Raw genomic sequence first — 7473 nt, forward strand, 5'->3', positions numbered from 1 at the left:
GCGACTACTCTGCTAATGGTAATGTAAATTTGGCTAAACGGTTCTTAGGAAAAGCCGAAATATCTATTGGCTCACCGTTTAAGGTAATGTTAACTACATTGTGCTTACCAAGCACAACAGCAAAAGGAGGTGTACCAGAAACAGTCATTCTGTAACCTGCTTTTTTAACGCCAAAGGCTATTTTTTCGCCTTCGCCGTCGTGAATTTCGACCCAGCTTTCGTCATTAAATAGCATTTCTATTGTGCTGATGTCGGCTTTATCGGTATCTGACTCTGAAGTTTGTTCGTTAACTGCTTGTGTTATTTCGTTATTTGTAAAATCTGTACTTTGCTCAACAGGCTCTTGGCGTAACTCATCAACATCGTTTGCTGTTTTTTGCTGTTCAATATTAGTTGATTGAATGGCTTGGCGTTCACTCATTATGGTGTTGCCAATATTTATATTTGTGGTTTGTTCTTCAATTGGGGTGGCGTTTTGCCAAAACCATAAAGCAGACGAGCCAATAACAATGGCTATAATAATGTAAGTTACCAACATTAAACGGCTATCGCTTGCTTCTTTTTCTGTACGACGAGAAAAGCTCTGCATGTTAGCTGGTTTTGCTGGTTCAGGTGGTGCTGGCAACATGGCTAATATAGGTGCGCTATCTACTTTTAATTCACGGCAATAGTTTTTTATGTAGCCTTTAACAAAAGTAATAGGTCCTAACGCTTGAAAGTCGTCATTTTCAAGGTGCTTAATTTGAAACTCAGATAGCTTTAGTGGTTTAGCGATGGTTTCAATGCTTACCTTAGCTTGCTCTCTGTGTGCTTTTAAAATTTGGCCTACTGTAGGCTGTTCGCTTTGCGTATTTTCTTCATTCATAATAGGTATGAGTCTGGATCCACTAGTAAAAGTCTATGTCCTGGTTTTAGCTCTATATCAGGACTTAATTTATTCCATCGCATTAATTCATCAATTAATACTTGCTTCTGGGTAGCAATATCGTAAAGGGAGTCGCCAGATTTAATTTCGTAATAAATATTAGGATCGTTTAAGTAAATTTTGCTGCCATTCATTACCCGATCCGACTCTTTTAATCCATTCCATTGTAGGAGCTTTTGTAGTTTAACATTGTATCGCACCGAAATGCTAAATAGGTTTTCACCAAACTCAATGATATGAAAAGGCACTCGTAATGTTGCGACTTTAGGATTTAACATAGGTAACGCTGTTTGCTTATTTGATGATAAGTTTGTAAATGTAACGTCACTACCGTTTTGGTAACCACTCGTTTCAAAAATATCTTCATTTTTAGTGGCTTCGTAAAAAACAACATTTGAGTCGTTACTGGCAGCTGTCGTGTTCGTCGTGACTGTTGGCTGATTTGTTTGAGGTGAATTAAAGTTAGCCGTTTTAGGCGCCCCAAAAGAAATAATTTTCACTTCTTCTTTTGGTGCTGCTGGTACTACTTTAGCTATAACTGTTGAAGCTGCTGTGCTTGTCTTAGTAGCAGGCTCTTCAATAACTGACTCAGGCATATTTGTTGTATTTGGTTGAGTTGTTAACGCAAGTAATATCGCAGACGTATCTGTTGATGGCCCAGAGGGTTTAATTTGTTGTGTTTCAGCTTGTACTGGCTGTTTTACAATTGTTGTTACAGGTGCTTTAGGTGTAACTTTTTTTGGAGTGACTTCTTGTGTTGTTGCAGCTTCATCAACAGCTGTATCTGCGCTTGTGTTTATATCATTTCTGGCTATGACCGGATTCGCATCTTGCGTGTTTTGTTCAGGCTTTGCTGGAGTTACTTGTGCAGGTTGCTTAATAACCAGGCTTGTTGTGCTGTCTTGGTTAGGTGCCTTTTTTCTTACTATTTTTATTTTTGGTTTTGCACTTATATATGTGCCGTCTGCATCAGCTTTTAACTCGTTGAGTTTTGCCTTACGATATTTCTCGCGCAGCATTTCAAATTCGTTAAATCGTGTGCGTTGCTCTCTAATTGCGTATGCTTCGTTACTAGTAGAATAGGTTTGTAAAAGTGTGCTTGCTACTTTTTCGGCTTCTTCTATTCGACCCATGCGATTTTTAACTAAATAGCTAAGCATTAAAGCACGCGAGGATACTCGACCTGTGTCGTCATGTTTTTTAAGAATGTCGTTCGCTTTGTATAAGTCACTTTTTGCATAAAACAGAGCCGCTAAGCTTATAAGAGTAGAGGTTCGTTGAGAGCTGTGATTAAGCGCTTGCTTAAAGTAAGTTTCTGCGTTTTCAAAATCATCAAATTCAATGGCGCACAACGCTAGATTTTCGTAGCTCTCGGCAACACGAATATACGTTGGAATTTCAATGGCTTTTAAAAATTGATCGGTGGCGCGGTCGTATTCATCAATACCACATAAAAATACACCGTAGTTGTTGAGTGTATTAGGATCATCAGGCTTTATATCTAATGCTTTTTGATAGGCTCTGTCGGCTAATGGGTTTTCACCTACTTGCTGGTAGTAATAGGCCATAGAGTAATGAACTTCAGGTAAGTTGGGAGCGAATTCAGCAGCGCGTTCTAGGTTGTATTTTGCTTGTGAATTATTACCTGTTTTTAGGTACTGTAAGGCTAAAGCTATTCGAGTGCGTGCTGCCCCGGCGTTATTGATTTTATTTTTGACAACGGGCTTATTACTGCCGTTATAACTACTTTCGGTAACACAGCCACTTAAAGCCAGTGCCGATAGTGTTATAGCAAGTATAGATCGCATTACCTTATCTCTTTATTTTTGTCCATATTGCCTATATTACCTAAAAGCCCTCATGTTGCATCAATTATTTAATAATAAACGATTTAACAGGAGGGCTTTTAGTAATTTAACTAAATTTAGGCTTGCTGGATGTTAACTGAGATTTTGTTATCGTCACGCATTTTCTTTTTCGCCATACGTTTAGTGCGGTCAACTACATCGCCGGCTAATTGCCCACATGCTGCATCAATATCATCCCCGCGAGTACGACGCACAATACATGTAATGCCAGCAGCTTGTAAAACCTTAGAGAAACGGTCTATTCGGCTGTTGCTCGAGCGTGTGTATTCGTTACCCGGAAATGGATTAAACGGAATAAGGTTTACTTTAGAAGGCGTGCCTTTTAACGTTTTAACTAATTCGTGAGCTTGGTCGGTGCTGTCGTTAACGCCGTTAAGCATTACGTATTCAATTGTTACGTCTTTATTGGCTTTAGAGCCATCAATGTAACGACGACATGCCGCTAAAAACTCTTCAATAGGGTACTTTTTATTAATAGGCACTAAAATATCACGCAGTGCGTTATCTGGCGCGTGAAGTGAAATAGCAAGTGCTACGTCAATCTTCTCTTTTAATAAATCAAGTGCCGGTACCACGCCCGATGTACTTAGTGTTACGCGGCGCTTAGATAAACCAAAGCCCCAGTCGTCCATCATTAATTCCATAGCGGGTACTACGTTTTTAACGTTAAGTAATGGCTCGCCCATACCCATCATTACTACGTTAGTAACAGGGCGTTTTTCGCTGTTGCCATCTAGGCCAATATCTTTAGCTACACGCCATACTTGGCCAATAATTTCAGACACTTTTAAGTTACGGTTAAAGCCTTGTTGTGCGGTAGAGCAAAACGTACATTCTAAAGCACAGCCAACTTGTGAAGATACACATAACGTTGCACGTTCTTTTTCTGGGATCCACACGGCTTCTACTTCTTGGCCGCCTTCAAGTACTAATGCGTATTTAATTGTACCGTCGCTCGCTTGTTGGCGAACTGATATTTCAGGGGCTACAATTTCGCATTCAGCTTTAAGCTTTTCTTTAAGCTTTTTATTTACATTGCTCATTTCGTCGAAGTTATCTACGCCAAAATGATAAATCCATTTCATCACCTGATCGCCACGAAATGGCTTTTCACCGAACGATACAAATAGCTCACGCATTGCATCTCGGTTTAAATCTAATAAGTTAATCTTTTTTTGCGCAGTGGTCATGAAACAACCTTAATCAGTAACGGTGGTGATAAAATTTACAAGGGCGAATTGTACACAATTCACTCACTTTAATCATTAAGTAAAACATCAAATATGCCAGTGTAATACTTTAATTAATGACTAAAAAAGGGCTCGAAAGCCCTTTTCATACTTTGCATCACAGGGTTAACTGTGAAACTCAAATTAACGAGTACGTGGGCAAAGCTCTTCGTCAGCGAAGAAGTACGCGATTTCGCGAGCAGCAGATTCAACAGCGTCAGAACCGTGAACAGCATTTTCGTCAATGCTGTCAGCGTAGTCTGCACGTAAAGTACCAGCTAGTGCTTCAGCAGGGTTAGTAGCCCCCATGATTTCACGGTTTTTAAGAACAGCGTTTTCGCCTTCAAGAACGGTAACCATTACTGGGCCAGAAGTCATGAAAGAAACTAAAGCGCCAAAGAAAGGACGTTCGCTGTGCTCAGCGTAGAAGCCTTCAGCTTTCTCTTGTGAAAGGTGAACCATTTTAGCTGCAACGATTTTAAGGCCAGCAGTTTCGAAACGGTTGTAGATAGCGCCGATGTGGTTTTTAGCTACTGCATCAGGTTTTACGATTGAGAAAGTACGCTCTAAAGCCATCTTTATGCTCCAATAATTTATAAGTAAAAGTGTGAATATTAACGGGCGCGAATTATACGCGCTTTAGCTGAAAAATCCTAATTTTATTAAAAACCAGTTCAATTACAATTTTATGATCTTGATCAAGGGGAAATTTTTAGTGCTATTTATACTGCCGCGCTTTGATTTTATATTTAAATTTATGACGCACACAATTGGCTTAATGCCCTTTGTTGTAGGGAGCGCAAATGTCACCTGTTTCTTCAAGCCCTTTTATACCTGAACTATTGTGCCCTGCAGGCAGTTTAAAAAAAATGCGTTACGCCTTTGCATATGGAGCCGATGCCGTTTACGCCGGCCAGCCTCGCTACAGTTTGCGTGTGCGTAATAATGAGTTTGACTTAGAGACCTTACAAGTAGGTATTAATGAAGCTCACGCATTAAATAAAAAGTTTTATGTGGTATCAAATATTGCACCGCATAACGCTAAGGTTAAATCGTATTTACGTGATATTGAACCGGTAATAGCAATGGGGCCCGATGCGCTGATTATGTCCGATCCGGGTTTAATTATGCTTGTTCGTGAAAAGTGGCCAGCCATGCCTATTCACCTATCGGTGCAAGCAAATGCCGTTAATTACGCTAGTGTGCGGTTTTGGGCAAAACAAGGTATTGAGCGTGTTATTTTATCTCGCGAGCTATCGCTTGAAGAAATAAAGGAAATACGCACACAGTGTCCAGAAACTGAGCTAGAAGTATTTGTGCATGGTGCATTATGTATGGCTTATTCTGGACGATGTTTACTCTCGGGTTATATAAATAAGCGCGATCCAAATCAAGGTACATGTACGAATGCATGCCGTTGGGGTTACGATGTAAAATCTGGGGTTGAAAACGAGACGGGCGAAATGGTGCATAAGTTTGATCCGAAACAGGTAATTCCTACTCTTGGCGAAGGCGCGCCAAGTAACGATGTATTTATGCTCGAAGAGCAAGGTCGCCCAGGTGAGTATATGCCAGCATTTGAGGATGAGCATGGCACTTATATTATGAATTCAAAAGATTTGCGTGCCGTGCAGTACGTTGAACAGCTTACAAAAATGGGCGTACATAGTTTAAAAATAGAAGGGCGTACTAAATCATTTTATTACGTTGCGCGCACCGCGCAAGTGTATCGTAAAGCAATAGATGATGCGGTTGCGGGTAAACCATTCGATACAAACTTATTTAAGACGCTTGAGAACTTAGCACATAGAGGCTATACGGAAGGCTTTTTAAAGCGCCATGCTCACCAAGAATATCAAAACTACGAATACGGTCATTCGGTGTCTACTAAGCAGCAATTTGTGGGTGAAGTACTAGGGCGCTGCGAAAATGGACTAGTTGAAATCGACGTTAAAAATAAATTTTGTGTTGGGCATTCTTTAGAGCTGATGACACCGCAAGGAAACATTACGTTTGAGCTTGAATACATGCAAAACAAAAAGGGCGAAAGTATTAGCGATGCCAAAGGCTCAGGGCATATTGTAAAAGTTCAGTTAGATGAAGGTATTAATTTAGAGCACGCTATATTGATGCGTAATTTAGATGAGCACCAAGATACACGTAACCCACATAAGCATGCAGTAGCGAACTAACGATTAAACTTAGTAATGAAGGTATCTGTATATCACTGTGAACTTTATTGCTTAAATAAAACGAAAAAGATTATTAATAATAAAAAGTTTTTATTAAAGGAATGAACTAATTTACAAGCAGTCTGTTAAATCAAGACTCTTCTTTCTTAGTGTTTGCATGAGTTATAACTAATTTGGCCAAAATGATAGTAAGTACAACTGCAGGGAATATCCATACATAGTCACCCATTGTTTTTAACTCCAAAACTTAATTGATTATATAAACATTAATGTTTTTTTAGCGTTTTGCAATAAATAGTTAATGGGTGCTCGGTATCTTTTTTAGAGATGAAAAGCGTTAAGTAACTTATAAACTATATAAAACAAGTGCGATTCAGTATTCGCACTTTATTCAAGGTCAACGAAGGAGGTAATAGTGGCACTACTAATAAATAATAAATGCATTAACTGTGATATGTGCGACCCAGAGTGCCCAAATGAAGCAATTTATATGGGCGCTAAAATTTATCAGATAGATTCTGAAAGGTGCACCGAGTGTATAGGGCATTATGAAAAGCCAACCTGTATCAGTGTATGTCCAATAGATTGCATTAAACCAGATCCAAATTGCCGAGAAACTTTAGATGAGTTAGCCGATAGATATATACGTATTAATGGTTAGTAATAGTAACTAACAATTTTACTCATACAGCTATATATAAAAGCAGTTTGTGTGAGTGCTCAAGATGAATAATTATAAGGAGGCTCAAAGTTATTATTTTCGTAAGAGTGAAATTAGTTCAAAGTAAATAACCTCATCCTTTGTATAAACTGATTGAAAGGTCTTTTTATATGCAAATTATACCCCCTCAAACCGCAGTTTGTATGTATTTTGTACTAAAACCAAATTCTTTTGAATAAGCGTGAAATAAACGTTGACCATCATTCGAATATCCCTATAATGCGACCCCACTGAGACGGCAGAGCAGGCAACGCTTAGCGAGGCAAGCAAACCACTTAGTGAGTCGAGTAAAACTTGAGTTTAGATTTTTATAAAATTTAAAATTAAGTGTTGACAAAAATATAGGAAAGCGTAAGATTTGCTTCCCTTGAGTCGCTAAGGCAACTCAAACGTTCTTTAAAAATATAAAGCAATCATCTGTGTGGGCACTCGTACAGATTGAGTTCTAACAGCCAAGCTTAGTTCGCTAAGTGAGGCAAACAAATTAGAGTCTCAATTAAAACTGAGTGACCAACAGCAATAACTTACTTAGGTGTTC

Annotated in this window: 6 protein-coding genes; 2 read left to right on the forward strand and 4 right to left on the reverse strand. The window is 39.0% G+C overall.

The features are described 5' to 3' along the window. Positions 1-4: 4 nt before the first annotated feature. The 4 genes from CWB65_RS15110 to ndk all read right to left on the reverse strand — a co-directional run bounded on the left by CWB65_RS15110 (position 5) and on the right by ndk (position 4598). Complete coding sequence (locus tag CWB65_RS15110) at positions 5-865, reverse strand: RodZ domain-containing protein (RefSeq protein ID WP_058430343.1); 861 nt, start codon at positions 863-865, stop codon at positions 5-7. Further along, the gene (gene pilW, locus CWB65_RS15115) at positions 862-2733 is read right to left on the reverse strand and encodes a type IV pilus biogenesis/stability protein PilW (protein WP_138740912.1); all 1872 of its coding nucleotides are present in this window, start codon (positions 2731-2733) and stop codon (positions 862-864) included. The genes CWB65_RS15110 and pilW overlap by 4 nt, the downstream gene beginning before the upstream one ends. Before the next feature lie 116 nt (positions 2734-2849). Next, positions 2850-3983 (reverse strand): dual-specificity RNA methyltransferase RlmN, encoded by a 1134-nt coding sequence (rlmN, locus tag CWB65_RS15120; RefSeq protein WP_006793574.1) that lies wholly within the window; start codon positions 3981-3983, stop codon positions 2850-2852. Between the two features lie 183 nt (positions 3984-4166). Continuing rightward, positions 4167-4598, reverse strand: a complete 432-nt coding sequence (gene ndk, locus CWB65_RS15125) for a nucleoside-diphosphate kinase (RefSeq protein ID WP_008111339.1) — start codon at positions 4596-4598, stop codon at positions 4167-4169. A 227-nt stretch (positions 4599-4825) separates the two neighbouring features. On the opposite strand from ndk, the gene trhP reads away from it, so the two are divergent. Both trhP and CWB65_RS15135 read left to right on the forward strand, forming a co-directional pair. Beyond that, positions 4826-6214: a prephenate-dependent tRNA uridine(34) hydroxylase TrhP gene (trhP, locus tag CWB65_RS15130; RefSeq protein ID WP_138740913.1), complete on the forward strand. Its 1389-nt coding sequence runs from the start codon at positions 4826-4828 to the stop codon at positions 6212-6214. Positions 6215-6629: 415 nt separating this feature from the next. Further along, on the forward strand, positions 6630-6875 hold the full coding sequence (locus tag CWB65_RS15135) for a YfhL family 4Fe-4S dicluster ferredoxin (protein WP_033024903.1): 246 nt from the start codon (positions 6630-6632) through the stop codon (positions 6873-6875). Positions 6876-7473: the final 598 nt, after the last annotated feature.

It is taken from the genome of Pseudoalteromonas sp. S554 (genome assembly GCF_005930865.1).
GTDB classification, from domain to species: Bacteria; Pseudomonadota; Gammaproteobacteria; order Enterobacterales; family Alteromonadaceae; genus Pseudoalteromonas; species Pseudoalteromonas marina.

Coding starts and splice junctions, on each gene's coding strand:
- CWB65_RS15110 (WP_058430343.1), bottom strand. CDS start 865: ATGAATGAAGAAAATACGCAAAGCGAACAGCCTACAGTAGGCCAAATT.
- pilW (WP_138740912.1), bottom strand. CDS start 2,733: ATGCGATCTATACTTGCTATAACACTATCGGCACTGGCTTTAAGTGGC.
- rlmN (WP_006793574.1), bottom strand. CDS start 3,983: ATGACCACTGCGCAAAAAAAGATTAACTTATTAGATTTAAACCGAGAT.
- ndk (WP_008111339.1), bottom strand. CDS start 4,598: ATGGCTTTAGAGCGTACTTTCTCAATCGTAAAACCTGATGCAGTAGCT.
- trhP (WP_138740913.1), top strand. CDS start 4,826: ATGTCACCTGTTTCTTCAAGCCCTTTTATACCTGAACTATTGTGCCCT.